Genomic DNA, 17,320 nt, shown 5'->3' with positions numbered 1-17,320 from the left:
CCGGATCAGCAGCTGTAGTACAGCTCGTATTCCAGTGGGTGTACGAAGGTACGTACTTTGATTTCTTCTTCGCTTTTCAGCTCGATGTAGGCATCGATGAAGTCGTCGCTGAATACGCCGCCTTTGGTCAGGAACGCACGGCCCTTGTCCAGCTCTTCCAGGGCTTCTTTCAGGCTGCCGCACACTTGTGGGATCTCTTTGGCCTCTTCAGGCGGCAGGTCGTACAAGTTTTTGTCGGCGGCGTCGCCAGGGTGGATCTTGTTCTGGATACCGTCCAGGCCAGCCATGACCAGGGCAGCGAAGGCCAGGTATGGGTTGGCTGCTGGATCCGGGAAGCGGGCTTCGATACGGCGAGCGCGCGGGCTGGACACGTAAGGAATACGGATCGAGGCAGAACGGTTGCGTGCCGAGTAGGCCAGCATGACCGGCGCTTCGAAGCCTGGAACCAGACGCTTGTAGGAGTTGGTCGACGGGTTGGTGAAGCCGTTCAGGGCCTTACCGTGCTTGATGATACCGCCGATGAAGTACAGGGCGGTGTCGGACAGGCCGGCATAACCTTCGCCAGCGAAGGTGTTCTTGCCTTCTTTAGCGATGGACAGGTGAACGTGCATACCCGAGCCGTTATCGCCGTACAGAGGCTTAGGCATGAAGGTCGCGGTACGGCCGTAGGCATCAGCCACGTTGTGTACGCAGTACTTCAGGGTCTGGACTTCGTCAGCCTTGGCCACCAGGGTGTTGAATTTCACACCGATTTCGTTCTGGCCGGCAGTGGCCACTTCGTGGTGGTGCACTTCGATAACCAGGCCCATTTCTTCCATGGCGTTGCACATGGAGGTACGGATTTCGTGGTCGTGGTCGAATGGCGGAACTGGGAAGTAGCCACCTTTGATGCCTGGACGGTGGCCTTTGTTGCCGCCTTCCACGTCCTGGTCGGACATCCACGAACCTTGTTCGGAGAAGATCTTGAACATGGAGCCGGAGATGTCGGACTTGAACTTGACCGAATCAAAGATGAAGAATTCTGGCTCAGGGCCTACGAATACGGTGTCGCCGATACCGGTCGACTTCAGGTATTCCTCGGCACGCTTGGCGATCGCACGTGGGTCGCGGTCGTAGCCTTGCATGGTCGAAGGCTCGATCACGTCGCAGACGATGATCAGGGTTGGGTCTTCGGTGAACGGGTCCAGCACGGCAGTGCTGTCGTCCGGCATCAGGATCATGTCGGAAGCTTCGATGCCTTTCCAACCGGCAATGGAGGAACCGTCGAACATTTTGCCTTCTTCGAAGAAAGCGTCATCCAGCGCGTCGCGAGCCGGCATGGTCACGTGGTGCTGAGTGCCTTTTGTGTCCGTGAAGCGCAGATCAATCCATTTAACGTCATGATCTTTGATGAGTTGAACCGACTTCGACATGGTGTCCTCCGGGTGGCTTCGGGCTGGGTAGTGGAGTTAGCCCTTAGAATGTGGGTGATGCCGGCGCGGATACTCCGCCATGGCAACCTGCCTCACAAGAGAGCAAATTGCATGCCAGTGCGCCAACATGGCCTTTCTGCCTCAAAATCGCCCCTATAACGGTGCAATCGGCTGAAATGGAATAATTAACGCACTGCAATGTAGCGCTGATTTGCATAAATGACCCGTTTTGGTGCGCATCACCTTCAATGCATATTAACTGGTTAAACCTTGAGCGATTTCCGCTATAATCCGCGCCCCCCTTTTTCGGCAGGCCCTGCGCGCGCTGTTTCCATGAAATTAATCGTTAAAGTCTTCCCAGAGATCACCATCAAGAGCCGACCGGTACGGATGCGTTTCATCCGTCAGTTGGCCAAGAACATCCGTGCCGTGCTCCGCGATCTGGACCCGGCTGTGGTGGTGAACGGCGTGTGGGACAACCTCGAGCTGGAAACCCGCGTGACCGACCCCAAAGCCTTGAAGGACATGACCGAACGGCTGAGCTGCATGCCGGGTATCGCGCATTTCCTGCAGGTGGACGAGTATCCACTGGGCGACTTCGACGACATCACCGAAAAGTGCAAGCAGCACTTCGGTGATGAGCTGGAAGGGAAGATTTTTTCGGTGCGCTGCAAGCGTGCCGGCAAGCACCCGTTCAGCTCCATGGACGTCGAGAAATACGTCGGCAGCAAGCTGCGTCGCGAGTGCGGCGCAGCCGGAATTTCCTTGAAAGCGCCACAAATTGAAGTGCGCATGGAAATTCGCGACCAACGGTTGTTCGTGATCCATAGCCAGCACGACAGCATCGGCGGCTACCCGCTGGGTGCCCTGGAACAGACCCTGGTACTCATGTCCGGCGGTTTCGATTCCACGGTGGCGGCCTACCAGATCATGCGCCGCGGGCTGATGAGCCATTTCTGCTTCTTTAACCTGGGCGGGCGTGCACACGAATTGGGCGTGATGGAAGTCGCGCATTATATCTGGAAGAAGTACGGCAGCTCCCAGCGTGTGCTATTTGTGAGCGTGCCGTTCGAGGAAGTGCTCGGGGAAATTCTCGGCAAAGTCGATAACAGTCATATGGGCGTAGTATTGAAGCGTATGATGTTGCGCGCTGCGTCCCGAATCGCCGATCAGTTGCAGATCGACGCGCTGGTGACCGGCGAAGCGATCTCCCAGGTCTCCAGCCAGACGCTGCCGAACCTGTCGCTGATCGACTGTGTGACCGAAAAGCTGGTGTTGCGCCCGCTGATCGCCAGCCACAAGCAGGACATCATCGACCTGGCGGAAAAAATCGGCACCGCTGATTTCGCCAAGCATATGCCTGAATATTGCGGGGTCATCTCGGTGAACCCCAAGACCCACGCCAAGCGCAACCGCGTGGAGTACGAAGAACAACAGTTTGACATGGCGATTCTGGAGCGTGCGCTCGAGAACGCCAAGCTGGTCCCGATCGATCGAGTCATCGATGAACTGGGCCAGGATGTGCAGATCGAAGAAGTCAGCGAAGCCCTGGCCGGCCAGATCGTCATCGACATCCGTCACCCGGATGCCGCGGAGGATGAGCCGCTGGAAATCGCTGGCATCGACGTACAAACGCTGCCGTTCTATGCATTGAACGCGCGTTTCAAGGAACTGGATAACAGCCGTCAGTACCTGCTGTATTGCGACAAAGGCGTGATGAGTCGCCTGCATGCCCACCATTTGCTCAGTGAGGGGCATGCCAATGTGCGCGTTTATCGACCGAGCTAAGAGCCCGGGGCTGTTTGCCTGTGGCCTGCGTCACCGGCCCCCCGACTCTGCCGTCAAGCTGTAACGGCAAGGCCTGACTCTACTGTTAATCGCTGCCACGACCTGTCAGCACACCGAATCCTCTGATCGAGATACACAAGTGATCGAAAATCTACGTAACATCGCCATCATTGCTCACGTTGACCATGGTAAAACCACCCTGGTAGACAAACTCTTGCGTCAATCCGGCACCCTGGAGCGCAACGAGCTCAACGACGAGCGCGTGATGGACTCCAACGACCAGGAAAAAGAGCGCGGTATTACCATCCTGGCTAAAAACACCGCTATCAACTGGAACGGCTACCACATCAACATCGTGGATACCCCGGGCCACGCCGACTTCGGCGGCGAAGTAGAACGCGTAATGTCGATGGTTGACTCCGTTCTGCTGCTGGTTGACGCTCAAGACGGTCCTATGCCGCAAACCCGTTTCGTGACCAAGAAGGCTTTCGAAGCCGGCCTGCGTCCGATCGTGTGCATCAACAAGGTTGACCGTCCAGGCGCGCGTCCGGACTGGGTTCTGGACCAGATCTTCGACCTGTTCGACAACCTGGGCGCTACCGAAGAGCAACTTGATTTCCAAGTGATCTACGCATCGGCCCTGAACGGTATTGCCGGTCTGGAACACACCGCCATGGCGGAAGACATGACCCCGCTGTACCAGGCGATCGTTGACCACGTTCCACCACCGAAGGTTGACCGTGACGGTCCGTTCCAGATGCAAATCTCGGCACTGGACTACAACAGCTTCCTGGGTGTTATCGGCGTTGGCCGTATCGCCCGTGGTAGCGTCAAGCCGAACACCCCGGTTGTGGCTATCGGCGCCGACGGCAAGAAGCGTAACGGCCGTATCCTGAAGCTGATGGGCCACCACGGCCTGCACCGTATCGACGTTGAAGAAGCCTTCGCCGGCGACATCGTGTGCGTCAGCGGCATGGACTCGCTGTTCATCTCCGACACCCTGTGCCAGCCGGACACTGTCGAGGCGATGAAGCCTCTGACCGTTGACGAGCCAACCGTTTCCATGACCTTCCAGGTAAACGACTCGCCTTTCTGCGGTAAAGAAGGCAAGTTCGTGACTTCCCGTAACATCAAGGAACGTCTGGACAAAGAGCTGCTGTACAACGTTGCACTGCGCGTTGAAGAAGGCGACTCGGCTGACAAGTTCAAGGTTTCCGGCCGTGGTGAGCTGCACCTCTCGGTACTGATCGAAACCATGCGTCGCGAAGGCTTCGAAATGGGCGTTGGTCGTCCTGAAGTGATCATCCGTACTGTTGACGGCGTGAAGCAGGAACCGTTCGAAAACGTCACCATCGACACCCCTGAAGAATCCCAGGGCAAGGTCATGGAAGAGATGGGCCTGCGTAAGGGCGACCTGACCAACATGGTGCCGGATGGCAAAGGCCGTGTGCGTCTGGAATACAACATCCCTGCTCGTGGTCTGATCGGTTTCCGTAACCAGTTCCTGACCCTGACCAACGGTGCTGGCATCCTGACCTCGATCTTCGATCGCTACGACACCATGAAGTCCGGCGACATGTCCGGCCGTCAGAACGGTGTTCTGGTATCGGTAGAAACCGGCAAGGCGCTGACCTACTCCCTGGAAACCCTCCAGGCGCGTGGCAAGCTGTTCGTTGAACACGGTCAAGAGATCTACAACGGTCAGATCGTTGGCCTGAACAGCCGTGACAACGACATGGGCGTCAACCCAACCAAAGGCAAGAAGCTCGACAACATGCGTGCTTCGGGTAAAGACGAAACCATCGCCCTGGTTCCACCTGTTCGCTTCACCCTGGAACAGGCCCTGGAATTCATCCAGGACGACGAGCTGTGCGAAGTCACGCCTAAGTCGATCCGCCTGCGTAAGAAGATCCTGGACGAAGGCGAGCGTACCCGCGCTGCCAAGAAAGCCAAGAACTGAGTTAACTCGGGCTGAATGAAAACGCCCCCGGTCGAAAGGCCGGGGGCGTTTTTTTATGTCTGCAGGTTTTGTGGTGGCTGTACCGGCCTCATCGGGGGCAAGCCCCCTCCCACATTTGACCGAGTACAGTTATTTGGAATGCGGTCAGTGTGGGAGGGGGCTTGCCCCCGATGGGGCCCTTGAGCCCCCTGCAAAACCTGGATCAGAACTTATCGAGGGTCTTGAACTTGGTTTCGCGCACCACTTCCTTCGGCTTATATGCGCAATACCCCGGGCGCGGCCCGATTTTCGGGTGGTTGCGGCAGGTATCCGGACGCTTGTCATAAATAGTGCAGAAGCGCGTCTTACGATCCAGGTACAAGCAGTCGTTGTTGCTCATGCGCTGCAGGGTAAAAATCTCGGATTTGTTGTTGTAGCGTTCGACAATGCCTTCCTTCTGCAAACGCTTGGCGATGTTTTTTGGCGGGTCGCCGCGCTCGAATTCATCGACGATGCCAATGCGGATCAGGTCCTTGATCTTCACCTCAACCGGCAGCGTGCAGCAGCTGGACACGCAGCCACCGCACATGTGGGCGGAGTATTTCTGCCAAGTCTCGAGACGGTCGAGTTCCGCGGCGGCGATCAGTTGAGGCTTCATCAGGGTTCCAAGGTGGGGCGGTATCCGGGCGCGCGATCATACCGGGATTGATGGTTTTTTGAACAATATTTTCTGGTTTTCAGCTCGAAGGCTGTTCGAGTGCAGATCGGGCACGACCCCTGCATTAAATTCGCGCAAAGGTGAATGAGTTAAAAAACTGCCGAACCAGAGCCTTCACCGTCTGTCAGACCGACTAGGCTCTAGCAACTCCTTCAATCTCGCCCGAGGTCGCACCGATGTCTCAGGAACCGCTTGCACGAGAAGCAGAGGTAGCCGCGTTTCGCGATGCTGTCTTGACCAAACTCACCTACGCGGTGGGCAAAGACCCGGATCACGCCTTCGACCACGACTGGTTCGAAGCCATTGCCCTGGCCGCCCGCGACCAGATGGTCGACCACTGGATGGACCACACCCGGCGTATCTACCGTAAAGGCCAGAAGCGGGTGTATTACCTCTCCCTCGAATTCCTCATCGGCCGCTTGCTCTATGACAGCCTGAGCAACCTCGGTGTGCTGGAGATCGCTCGCGAAGCCCTGAGCGAACTGGGTGTCGACCTGGAGCGCATCCGCCTGCTGGAGCCCGACGCGGCGCTTGGCAACGGTGGCCTGGGCCGCCTGGCGGCGTGCTTTATGGAAAGCATGTCGACCCTGGGCATTGCCGGCCATGGTTATGGCATTCGTTATGAGCACGGCTTGTTCCGCCAAGCGATTGTCGATGGCTGGCAGCAGGAACAGACCGAGCGCTGGCTGGATTTCGGCAACCCGTGGGAATTCGAACGGGCCGAGGTGATTTACCCGATCGGCTTTGGCGGCAGCGTCGAAACCCTGCCGGACCCTGCCGGCAAGATGATCCAAGTGTGGACGCCCAACGAAACGGTGCGTGCCGTCGCCTATGACACCCCGGTGGTCGGCTGGCGCGGCGCCAGCGTCAACACCCTGCGCCTGTGGCGTGCGCGGGCGGTGGAAGACCTGCATCTGGAGCGCTTCAACGCCGGTGACCACTTGGGTGCGGTCGCCGAAGTGGCCCGTGCGGAAAGCATCTCCCGAGTGCTTTACCCGGCTGACAGCACGGAAGCGGGGCAGGAACTGCGCCTGCGCCAGGAATACTTCTTCGTCTCGGCCTCGCTGCAAGACCTGCTGCGTCGCCACAAGAACATGCACGGCTCGGTACTCAGCCTGGGCGAGCATGCGGCGATCCAGCTCAACGACACCCACCCGTCGATCGCCGTGGCCGAGTTGATGCGTCAACTGGTCGACCTGCACGACATTCCATGGGACGCCGCGTGGGATGTCACCGTCGAAACCCTGTCGTACACCAACCACACTCTGTTGCCCGAAGCCCTGGAAACCTGGCCGGTCGGCCTGATGGAACGCATGCTGCCCCGGCACATGCAGATCATCTACCTGATCAACGCCCAGCACATCGACTCGTTGCGGGCCAAGGGCACCCATGACTTCGACGTACTGCGCGCCGTGTCGCTGATCGAAGAAGACAACGGCCGCCGTGTGCGCATGGGCAACCTGGCATTCCTCGGCTCCCACAGTGTCAACGGGGTCTCCGGCCTGCACACCCAGTTGATGCGCAGTACGGTGTTCTCCGAATTGCACAAGCTGTACCCGGAGCGCATCAACAACAAAACCAACGGCATTACCTTCCGCCGCTGGCTGTACCAGGCCAACCCCAAGCTCACCTCGATGCTGGTGGATGCACTGGGCCCCGACATTCTCGACACCGTGGAAACCCGCCTGGTCGAGCTGGAAACCTTTGCCGAGAAGCAAGCATTCCGCAAGGCGTTTGCCGAACAGCGCCTGCACAGCAAGCGCGCGCTGGCCGATATCATCCATGAGCGCCTGGGCATTGCGGTCAACCCGGCGGCAATGTTCGACGTACAGGTCAAGCGTATCCACGAGTACAAGCGCCAGTTGCTCAACCTGCTGCACACCGTGGCGCTGTACCAGGCGATCCGTGCCGAGCCGGGCACCGACTGGGTACCGCGGGTGAAGATTTTCGCGGGCAAGGCGGCGGCCAGTTATCACCAGGCCAAGTTGATCATCAAGCTGACCAACGACATTGCGCGCACCGTGAACAACGACCCGACCGTGCGCGGTCTGCTCAAGGTGGTGTTCCTGCCCAACTACAACGTCAGCCTGGCGGAAAGCATCATTCCGGCGGCCGACTTGTCGGAGCAAATCTCCACTGCCGGCTTTGAGGCGTCGGGCACCAGCAATATGAAGTTCGGCCTCAACGGCGCGCTGACCATCGGCACCATGGACGGCGCCAACGTCGAGATGCACGAGCGCGTGGGGGCCGAGCACATGTTTATCTTCGGTCTCAGCGCCCAACAGGTCGAGGCGCGCAAGCAGGCTGGCGAGTTCCATGCCGGGCCGGACATCGCGGCCTCCCATCGTTTGAACGATGTGCTGCAGGCGATTCGCGGCGGGGTGTTCTCGCCGGACGATCCAGGCCGATATGTGGGCTTGATCGATGGGCTGATCGACTATGACCGCTTCCTGGTGTGTGCCGACTTCGACGCCTATTGGGATGCACAAGCGCGGGTCGAAGCGCATTGGCATGATTCCAAGGAATGGTGGCGCTCGGCGGTACTCAATACCGCGCGGATGGGGTGGTTCTCTTCGGACCGGACGATCCGCGAGTACGCTACCGAGATCTGGAAAGCCCTGGACTAGATCTACTGTAGGAGCGAGCTTGCTCGCGAAAAACGCCAACGATAACGCGTGCTTTCTGATTTAACGCGGTATCTTTGCGATCTTCGCGAGCAAGCTCGCTCCTACAGCACGGTTTACCTAGGGAATATCGACCATGCAATGGATTTTCATGCTGATTGGCCTGGTGCTCGGCTGGACGCTCGATGAGTCGTTCAGTGACGCGGGCATCGGTGCGCTGTTGGGGTTGGGCATTGGCCAGGCGATTCGCCTGTCTAGGCTGGCGACCCAGGCGCAGCAGCAGGCTGCTCAGTTGGAAACCACGCAGAAGGCGTTGATCGCCCTGGGCGAGCGCCTGCGGCAACTGGAAGTGCCCGCGCCAACGAGCAATGGCATCGTCGAAACGCCTGTCCCTGAGCCGACACCTGTCGCCAAGGCGCCTGAACTGGTGTGGGAACTGCCGGCTGAATTGGCGCCTGTGGCGATGGTCGCCGAACCGAGCCAACCACTGCCGGATGACGTCTGGACGCCCGCCCCGACGCCGCGTGCGCCTCAAGAACCTGCCGCTCCCCGTGGCCCCAACCTGATCGAACGCGCCATCAGCGGCGCACGCAATTGGCTGTTGGGTGGCAACACCGTGCTGCGTGTCGGCGTGGTGCTGTTGTTCCTCGGCCTGGCGTTCCTGTTGCGCTACGCCACCGAAGGCATGGTGGTGCCGATCGAGTTGCGCTACGCCGGGGTGGCTGCGGCCGCCGTGGGCCTGCTGGGCCTGGGCTGGTGGTTACGACTGCGCAACAGCAACTACGGATTGATGCTGCAAGGCACCGGGATCGCGGTGTTGTACCTGACGGTATTTGCCGCGATGCGCCTGCACCCGTTGATCGATCCGAGCGCGGCACTGGGCCTGCTGGTAGCGATCACCGTGTTCTCGGCGATCCTGGCGATTACCCAGGATGCCCTGGGCCTGGCCTGCGCGGCGGCACTCGGCGGGTTTGCAGCACCGATCCTCACGTCCACCGGCGCCGGCAACCACGTGGCGCTGTTCAGTTATTTCGCCCTGCTCAATGCCGGCATCCTCGCCATCGCCTGGTTCAAGGCCTGGCGCCTGCTCAACCTGATCGGCTTTGTCGGCACCTTTGGCATTGGCTTCGCCTGGGGTTTGCGTTCGTATACTCCGGAACTGCTGTGGAGCACCGAGCCGTTCCTGATCCTGTTTTTCCTGATGTACCTGGTCATCGGCCTGTTGTTCACCCGCCGCAAATTGCTGGAGATGAACGACGCGCCCGAAGATGGCAGCCGGGGGGCGTTGCTGCGCTGGTCGGCGGCCAAGGGCGATTACGTCGACGGTAGCCTGCTGTTCGGTCCGCCGTTGGTGGGCTTTGGCTTGCAGTTCGCACTGGTGCAGCATTTGGAGTTTGCCGCTGCGTTCAGCGCCCTTGGCCTGGGCGTTATCTATATGGGCCTGGCGCGATTGCTCAGTGGCGGGCGTGCCTTGCTGCTGGCGGAAACCTGCCTGGCCCTTGGGGTGATCTTCGCCAGCCTGGCGATTCCCCTGGGCCTCGACGCACGCTGGACGGCGGCGGCCTGGGCCGTGGAAGGCGCCGGGATCTTCTGGCTCGGCTTGCGTCAGCAACGGCCGTTGGCGCGAGCCTTCGGCGTGTTATTGCAATTGGGCTCGGCGCTGGCCTTTCTCAGCGAACTGCGCGTTGGCGACCATACGTTGCTCGACGGTGCGCCATTGGGCGCGCTGCTGCTGGGCGCGGCGCTGCTGTTCAGTTTCGACCAACTACGCAAGGCGTCGCCGGAGCAGGCGGCGGGAAGGGAGCGCAAGGGGCTGCCGGTGTTGGCCAGCCTGGGCCTGACCTTTTTGTACCTGCTCGCGCCGCTGTTGTTGCTGACCCAAGGCACCGCCATCAGTTGGGCGGTCGCCGGCCTGGCTACCCTGTGGATCGGCCTGCGCATCGGCTCGCGTACGTTCCTGTTTAGCGCGTTCGCCGTGCAACTGCTGGGCGGCGCGCTGTTTCTGCTGCGTTTGCAAGGCGGTGAAGGGGCGGCGGTATTCAGCGCGGGCTGGAGCGGCCTGCTGACGGCGTCGCTGATCGGCCTGGCCTTGATTGGCGGCATGCTCCTGGCGGTGCGCGACGACCAGGTGCGTGGCGATGTGCGGCTGTTGCGTGGCCTGTCGGTGGTGCTGCTCGCGGGTCTGGTATTGATCAACCTTGCGGTGCTGTTTGTGCTGCCATGGGAAAGTGCCAGCGGTGTATGGGCGGCCAGTGGCTTGCTGATCATCTGGTTGAGCCTGTACCTGCAACAGCGCGTCAGTTTTGTATTTGGTTTGCTGCTGCAGGTGATCGGCGGTGCTGCGTTCCTGCTGTCGGTACCGGAGCTGCTCGGGCCGTTGACCCCTGAAGGTGTGCGCCCCTTGGGGCACAGCGGTTTCTGGACGCCGATGGTCCTGGGCCTGGCCGCCCTGGTTGGCGCGTGGCGCTTGCAGCGTGAGCCCCATGCGCCGATGTTTGCCGTACTCAAGCTGCAACGCCTGTCCGACCTGTTGCTGGTGTGGGGTGCGGCCTGGTGGGCCGTGGCGCTGATCAGTGAAGTGTTGCGGTTTATCCCGCGGGAACTGCAGGGGGCTTTCCTGTTGGGCTGCGCGGCGCTCAGCGTGGCACTCTGGGCGTTGCTGGCGGCGAGATTGCGCTGGGCGTCGCTGGGCATGCTTTGCACCGTGTTGATGCCGGCGGCGGGGGTGGTGTTGCTGGTGTCCGCGCATGACTATTACCACCCGGCGGCCCAGTACGGCTGGCTGGCCTGGCTGACAGTATTTGCGGTGCACTTCGTGTCGTTGCGGCGGCTGGCGGCAGTGGCGCCGGGCAAGGCGCTGAGTGTCGCCCATGTGCTTGGCTGCTGGATGCTGATCGGCGTGCTGGCCCTGGAGCTGCGTTACGGCTTGTTGCGGCTGTCGGCCGAATACAACGCCTGGCGCTGGCTGGGCTGGGCGATTCTGCCAAGCCTGTATCTGGTGCTGGCAGCCACGCCGCGTCGTTGGCCGTGGCCGGTGTCGGCTTACCCGAAAGAGTACCGGGTGCTGGCGGCGCTGCCGCTGGCGGTGTTGATGCTCGGTTGGTTCTGGCTGGCCAATAGCTTCAGTGACGGCACGGCCAGGCCGTTGCCGTATGTGCCGCTGATCAGCCCGCTGGACCTGGGGCTGCTGTTTGCCCTCTTCGGTGTGTATCTGTGGTCGCGCAGCGTTGCGCCGCAACGTGGGGCTCGAGTCGAGTTGATCGCCGAAGGCGTGGCAGGTCTCTCGCTGTTTGCATTCTTCACCGCGCTGGTGATGCGCGCCGCCCACCACTGGGGCGGCGTGCCGTTCCAGGTGGATGCGTTGCTCGAATCGATGCTGGTACAAGCCAGCCTGTCGATCGTCTGGACCCTGGTCGCCCTCGGCCTGATGATCGGCGGCCACCTGCGCCATCGTCGCGAAGTGTGGCTGATCGGCGCAGCGTTGATTGCCGTGGTGGTGGCCAAGCTGTTCTTTGTCGAGCTGAGCAACCGTGGCGGCCTGGCGCGGATCGTGTCGTTTATTGGCGTGGGCGGGTTGTTGCTGGTGGTGGGCTACTTCGCGCCACTGCCGCCCAAGCGTGCCGAACCTGTGCTGGAAACTGAAGGAGCATCCTCTTGATCGGTAAGTTGAGCGTGGCGGTAGTGGGGTTGTGCGCAACGTGGTCGGTGTGGGCCCAGGAAACGCCTGCCGATTTCACCACCCAGGTACCGCTGAGCGTCAGTGGCAACGGCCCCTGGTATCGCCTTGAATTGCCTTTGGCTGTGCAACTGGGCGCACGCCAGGCCGACCTCAGTGATGTACGCGTCTTTAACGCGGCCGGTGAACCTCAGGCCTATGCACTGTCGCGACAATCGCCCCAACACACCGAAAACCGCAACGTCACCGAGGTGAAGTGGTTCCCGCTGTACGCGGCCGACACCCACGAAACCTTGCCCGATGTGGTGGTGAAGTCCAGCGCCGAAGGCACCTTGCTCGAGGTACGCCCCTCCACCGCCGCCAAGCCCGGCAAGCAGGTGCTGCGCGGCTGGGTACTGGACGCCAGCGCGATCAAGGCACCGTTGCAGCAACTGAGCCTTGACTGGAGCCACGAGCAGGAGGGCTTCCAGCGTTTCAGCATTGAAGCCAGCGATGACTTGCAGCACTGGGAAGCCTGGGGTGATGGGCAAGTGGCGCGCTTGTCGTTTGCCGACGAGCGGGTCGAACAGCATGACGTCAGCCTGCCGGGGCAACCGGCGCGCTACCTGCGCTTGTTGTGGCAAGGCCAGGCGGCGCCGCTGCTGACCTCGGCCAAGCTGACAAGCGCCACCCGCAGCAGTTTGCCGATGCCCTTGGTGTGGTCGCAGCCGCTGGCCGGTTCGCGGCTCAAGGCGGGGGAGTACAGCTGGCAGTTGCCGACGGGGCTGAATGTCGAGCGCCTGCGCGTCGAATTGAAGCAGCCCAACACGCTGGCGCCCGTGACCCTGGCGGGGCGGCGTGACAGCCAGCAGGCCTGGCAGCCGCTGAGCAACGGTGTGCTGTACCGCCTGACCCAGAATGGCCAGGACGTGGTGCAGGATGAATTACCGTTGCCGGGCCAAACGGTTACTGAGCTCAAGTTGCAGGTGGATGAGCGCGGCGGTGGCCTGGGCGTCGAAGCCCCGGCACTGCGCGTTGCCGTGCGTGCCACGCAACTGGTGTTCCTGGCGCGCGGCGAGCCGCCATTTACCTTGGCGCTGGGTAATGCGTCGGCCAAGGCGGCGAACCTGCCGCTGTCGACCCTGATCCCTGGCTACAACGCCGAGCGTTTCAATACGTTGGGGCAGGCCCAGGTAGCCGGGGGCGTGACCGTCACGTCGCCTGCGGCCGCAGCCGTTGTCGATACCGGGCCGAACTGGAAAAAGTTCGGGCTCTGGGCCGTGTTACTGCTCGGTGTCGCGGCGTTGGGGGCCATGGCCTACAGTTTGCTGCGCAAGCCTGCGGCGGTACGTTAAATAAAGTCCATGAACTCTATTGGGTTTAAATCCTCTGATAGGAGGAAATACGCCCCGACTCGCGTTAAACTGCGCGGGTTTTTAAGCCCCCCCATACATCGGAGCCTTCCATGTCCCGCGTTACCCTGAGTCGCTATTTGATCGAGCAGACCCGCAGCAACAACACGCCTGCCGATCTGCGCTTCCTTATCGAAGTGGTGGCGCGTGCTTGCAAGGAGATCAGCCACGCCGTGTCCAAAGGCGCACTGGGCGGTGTCCTGGGCAGCATGGGCACTGAAAACGTCCAAGGCGAAGTGCAGAAGAAACTCGACGTACTCTCCAACGAGATCCTGCTCGAAGCCAACGAATGGGGCGGTCACCTGGCCGGCATGGCGTCCGAAGAAATGGACAATGCCTACCAGATCCCGGGCAAGTACCCGAAAGGCGCCTACCTGCTGGTGTTCGACCCACTGGACGGTTCGTCCAACATCGACATCAACGCCCCCGTCGGTACCATCTTCTCGGTATTGCGTTGCCCGAACGAATACCTGAGCCAGAACGAAGCCCTCAACGAAAAGGCCTTCCTGCAGCCAGGCACCGAGCAGGTTGCGGCCGGCTACGCGATCTACGGCCCGCAGACCATGCTGGTGCTGACCCTGGGCGATGGCGTCAAGGGCTTCACCCTGGACCGTGAAATGGGCAGCTTCGTACTCACCCACGAAGACATCACCATTCCTGCTGCCACGCAGGAATTCGCGATCAACATGTCCAACCAGCGCCACTGGGAAGAACCGGTCAAGCGCTACGTCAACGAATTGATGGAAGGCGAAGAAGGCCCGTTGAAGAAGAACTTCAACATGCGCTGGGTTGCGGCGATGGTGGCTGACGTGCACCGTATCCTGACCCGCGGTGGCCTGTTCATGTACCCACGCGACAGCCGCGAGCCGTCCAAGCCGGGCAAGCTGCGCCTGATGTACGAAGCCAACCCGATGTCGTTCCTGGTTGAACAGGCAGGCGGTGCGTCGACCGACGGCCATCAGCGTATCCTCGACATCCAGCCCGAAGGCCTGCACCAGCGCGTGGCGGTGTTCCTGGGTTCGAAGGAAGAGGTTGAGCGCGTAACCGGTTACCACAAGAAGTAACTTTTCGCGATAAGTGATCGGCGTTGTTGTGAGCCGGTTCACCCTTAAATAAGCCCCGAAACGTTTCAGCGTTTTCGGGGCTTTTTTGTTTTCGTTCGTCGGGAACCAGACACCTCTTTTCCCTTCTAAGCTTCTGGCAGATACCCAAGCTGCTTCGTCCCTCCAGGAGTTATTCCATGTCGTTACGCCGTCTCGCTTTGCTGGCTTTTTGCGTGCTGTTGGCCGCTTGCAGCAAGGTCAACCAAGAAAACTACGCAAAGTTGTCGGCCGGCATGGCCAAGGCCGAGGTGGAGTCGTTGCTGGGTAAGCCGACCGATTGTTCCGGCGCATTGGGCATGTCCAGTTGCACCTGGGGTGATAAAAACAGCTTTATCAGCGTTCAATATGCCGGTGACAAGGTTCTGATGTTTTCCGGGCAAGGCCTGAAGTAAACCGGGGCGAGAGCCTGCGGGAGAAGAAGAATGATGCGTTTTGTTTTGTTCCTTTGTGCCAGCCTTTTTTTGGCGGGCTGTGCCAGCCATTCTGGCGACGATCTGCAACCCAAGACAGCGAGTAACGTCAATCTCAAGCGTTACCAGGGTACCTGGTATGAGTTGGCTCGATTGCCGATGTACTTCCAGCGCAACTGTGCACAGTCCGAAGCCCGCTACACATTGCTTCCCGATGGCGATATGTCGGTGTTCAACCGCTGCCTGACGACTGACTGGAAGTGGGAAGAAGCCAAGGGCACGGCTACGCCGCAGGTGCCGGGCAAGACCGACAAGCTCTGGGTGGAATTCAATAACTGGTTTACCGCGTTGTTGCCGGGCGTCGCCAAAGGCGATTACTGGGTGTTGTACGTCAGCGATGACTACAAGACCGCCATCGTTGGCAGCCCGAGCCGACGTTATATGTGGATCCTGTCACGTACGCCGACGGTCAGCGCCGATACCCGCGAAGACCTGCTCAGCAGGGCGCGCCAGCAGGGGTATGACACCACGCGTTTGATTTGGCGTACGTCGGATAAGCAGATGGCGAAGACCTCGCAGTAAACAATGTGGGAGGGGGGGGGCGTTGTGGCGAGCGGGCTTGCCCCGCGTTGGGGCGCGAAGCGGCCCCCAAACCAGCTACTGAGGCGTGCCTGACACAGCGCAGGTGTCTTTTGTCAGGGGCCGCTTCGCGCCCCAACGCGGGACAAGCCCGCTCGCCACAGAGGCCCCCGCTAAATCGGAGATTTAGCGGGGGCCTCTACATTTGTTATGGATTGCCTGTCAGCCCAACAAATCCCTCAAGACCTGCGTAAACGCCCGGCTGCTTTCTTCCTCGCTGGCATGCCGCCCATCGCGCACTACCCACTTCCCGTTGACCATTACATCGCGCACCTGTCGATCCCCACCGGCAAACAACCAGCGATTGAGAATCCCGTCTTCGGTTGCCGTCGCCAGGTACGGATCGTTGCCGTCCAGCACGATCCAGTCCGCACGCTTGCCCACTGCCAATTGCCCAATCGGCTGTCCCAGCGCCTGGGCGCCGCCGTCGAGCGCGGCGTCGAACAGCGTGCGGCCGACCATCGGCTGATCACTGCGATACAGGCGGTTGCGCCGCTGATCGCGCAGGCGCTGGCCGTATTCCAGCCAGCGCAGTTCTTCCACCACGCTCAGCGACACATGGCTGTCGGAGCCAATCCCCATGCGCCCACCCTGGGCGAGAAAGTCCACGGCCGGGAAGATCCCGTCGCCCAGGTTGGCTTCGGTGGTCAGGCACAAACCGGCAATCGCCCGGCTCCTGGCCATGCGCGTGACCTCTTCCGGGTTGGCGTGGGTGGCATGGACCAGGCACCAGCGTTCGTCGACGTCGACATTGTCGTACAGCCATTGCAGTGGGCGTTTACCGCTCCAGGTCAGGCAGTCGTCGACTTCTTTTTGCTGTTCGGCGATGTGGATGTGCACGGGGCAGGTCTTGTCGCTGGCCGCGAGTACCTCATGGATCTGCTCCGGCGTGACCGCACGCAGGGAGTGAAAACACAGGCCCAGTTGTTGCGCTGGCTGCGCCGCGAGGATCGGTTGCAAGCGCGCCTGCAGGTCTAGGTAGTTTTCGGTGCTGTTGATAAACCGGCGCTGCCCTTCATTCGGTGCCTGTCCGCCAAACCCGGAGTGGCTGTACAGCACCGGCACCAGCGTCAGGCCGATCCCGCTGCTCGTGGCGGCCTGGCTGATCTGGCGTGACAGTTCCGTGCGGTCGGCATAGGGTTGGCCGCTGACGTCGTGATGCACGTAGTGGAACTCAGCCACCGAGGTGTAACCGGCCTTGAGCATCTCGATGTACAGCTGTCGGGCGATGACCTGCAACTGCGCCGGGTTGATCTTGCCGACCATGCGGTACATCAAGTCGCGCCAGGTCCAGAAGCTGTCATTCGGGTTGCCGGCGACTTCCGCCAGGCCCGCCATGGCGCGTTGAAACGCGTGGGAATGCAGGTTCGGCATGCCCGCCAGCAGCGGACCTCTGAGCCGTTCGGCGGCGTCTGCACTGGCATTGGCCTGGACGCGTGTCAGTACGCCAGCGGCGTCGACTTCAAGACGTACATCGTTGGCCCATCCATTAGGCAGCAGCGCGCGTTCGGCAAAGAAAGCGGACATGATTAGAGCACCCCGGTCGTGTGTTTATTTGTATATACATATACAGACGTTTGCCTGCTCGGTAAACTCCGGCAATCTATGCATCTTTTCCAC

The 17,320-nt window shown here is 60.7% G+C and carries 11 protein-coding genes; 8 read left to right on the top strand and 3 right to left on the bottom strand.

Going from position 1 to position 17,320, the window contains the following annotated elements; translation table 11 throughout:
• Nucleotides 1-5 precede the first annotated feature (5 nt).
• On the bottom strand, nt 6-1,412 hold the full coding sequence (gene glnA, locus QU606_RS04965) for a glutamate--ammonia ligase (protein ID WP_024072899.1): 1,407 nt from the start codon (nt 1,410-1,412) through the stop codon (nt 6-8).
• A gap of 333 nt (nt 1,413-1,745) precedes the next feature.
• On the opposite strand from glnA, the gene thiI reads away from it, so the two are divergent.
• Nucleotides 1,746-3,200: a tRNA uracil 4-sulfurtransferase ThiI gene (gene thiI / locus QU606_RS04960; RefSeq protein WP_024072900.1), complete on the top strand. Its 1,455-nt coding sequence runs from the start codon at nt 1,746-1,748 to the stop codon at nt 3,198-3,200.
• Nucleotides 3,201-3,339: 139 nt separating this feature from the next.
• Entirely contained in the window at nt 3,340-5,160 is a 1,821-nt protein-coding gene (gene typA / locus QU606_RS04955; protein ID WP_024072901.1) for a translational GTPase TypA, read from the top strand.
• A gap of 202 nt (nt 5,161-5,362) precedes the next feature.
• Here typA and QU606_RS04950 read toward each other — a convergent pair whose 3' ends face one another.
• Nucleotides 5,363-5,797 (bottom strand): YkgJ family cysteine cluster protein, encoded by a 435-nt coding sequence (locus QU606_RS04950; protein WP_024072902.1) that lies wholly within the window; start codon nt 5,795-5,797, stop codon nt 5,363-5,365.
• Between the two features lie 236 nt (nt 5,798-6,033).
• On the opposite strand from QU606_RS04950, the gene QU606_RS04945 reads away from it, so the two are divergent.
• The 6 genes from QU606_RS04945 (at nt 6,034) to QU606_RS04920 (ending at nt 15,643) form a co-directional block, all read left to right on the top strand.
• A complete protein-coding gene (locus tag QU606_RS04945; RefSeq protein ID WP_024072903.1) occupies nt 6,034-8,484 on the top strand; it encodes a glycogen/starch/alpha-glucan phosphorylase in 2,451 nt (816 codons plus the stop codon).
• A gap of 133 nt (nt 8,485-8,617) precedes the next feature.
• Complete coding sequence (locus tag QU606_RS04940; protein WP_304998161.1) at nt 8,618-12,139, top strand: DUF2339 domain-containing protein; 3,522 nt, start codon at nt 8,618-8,620, stop codon at nt 12,137-12,139.
• On the top strand, nt 12,139-13,491 hold the full coding sequence (locus tag QU606_RS04935) for a DUF3999 domain-containing protein (RefSeq protein ID WP_041161078.1): 1,353 nt from the start codon (nt 12,139-12,141) through the stop codon (nt 13,489-13,491). The genes QU606_RS04940 and QU606_RS04935 overlap by 1 nt, the downstream gene beginning before the upstream one ends.
• A gap of 110 nt (nt 13,492-13,601) precedes the next feature.
• Nucleotides 13,602-14,612, top strand: coding sequence for a class 1 fructose-bisphosphatase (locus QU606_RS04930; RefSeq protein WP_024072906.1), 1,011 nt, complete (start codon nt 13,602-13,604; stop codon nt 14,610-14,612).
• Nucleotides 14,613-14,788: 176 nt separating this feature from the next.
• Nucleotides 14,789-15,043: a hypothetical protein gene (locus QU606_RS04925; protein WP_017849914.1), complete on the top strand. Its 255-nt coding sequence runs from the start codon at nt 14,789-14,791 to the stop codon at nt 15,041-15,043.
• A 30-nt stretch (nt 15,044-15,073) separates the two neighbouring features.
• The gene (locus QU606_RS04920; protein ID WP_024072907.1) at nt 15,074-15,643 is read left to right on the top strand and encodes a lipocalin family protein; all 570 of its coding nucleotides are present in this window, start codon (nt 15,074-15,076) and stop codon (nt 15,641-15,643) included.
• A gap of 219 nt (nt 15,644-15,862) precedes the next feature.
• Here the strand turns inward: QU606_RS04920 and QU606_RS04915 are convergent, their stop codons facing one another.
• Nucleotides 15,863-17,227, bottom strand: coding sequence for a formimidoylglutamate deiminase (locus QU606_RS04915; RefSeq protein WP_304998160.1), 1,365 nt, complete (start codon nt 17,225-17,227; stop codon nt 15,863-15,865).
• Between the last annotated feature and the right edge of the window lie 93 nt (nt 17,228-17,320).

The sequence above is a fragment of the Pseudomonas sp. OVF7 genome, from assembly GCF_030644265.1.
GTDB classification, from domain to species: domain Bacteria; phylum Pseudomonadota; class Gammaproteobacteria; order Pseudomonadales; family Pseudomonadaceae; genus Aquipseudomonas; species Aquipseudomonas gorinensis.
The sequence above is the reverse complement of the archived record's forward strand: the minus strand, read 5'-3'. Positions and strand labels throughout refer to the sequence as shown.